Origin of the sequence: Thermorhabdus hydrogeniformans (genome assembly GCF_049310025.1) — a bacterium.
Taxonomy (GTDB): Bacteria; Bacillota; Thermosediminibacteria; order Thermosediminibacterales; family Tepidanaerobacteraceae; genus JBJYKD01.
Genome location: NZ_JBJYKD010000116.1, coordinates 1 through 278, shown reverse-complemented (window position 1 = coordinate 278; position 278 = coordinate 1). Strand labels below are relative to the sequence as shown.

The following is a 278-nucleotide window of genomic DNA, read 5'->3' as shown; positions in this document are numbered from 1 at the left end:
AATCGAAGAAAGAGCTAGAAGAGCTTTAGAGATGGTTGGATTAAAGGGATATGAAGACCAGTATCCCAATCAGCTTTCCGGAGGGATGCAGCAAAGGGTAGGTTTGGCTAGGGCACTTGCCAATGATCCAGATGTATTGTTGATGGATGAAGCATTTTCCGCTTTGGATCCACTAATAAGAAAAGACATGCAGGATGAATTATTGGAATTGCAGCAGACAATGAAGAAGACAATCCTTTTTATTACCCATGATCTTGACGAAGCACTTAAGATAGGAG

At 41.4% G+C, this 278-nt stretch carries 1 protein-coding gene; it reads left to right on the top strand.

Going from position 1 to position 278, the window contains the following annotated elements:
• A partial coding sequence (locus tag ACKX14_RS15730) for an ATP-binding cassette domain-containing protein (RefSeq protein ID WP_422449320.1) occupies nt 1–278 on the top strand: 278 nt, incomplete at both ends.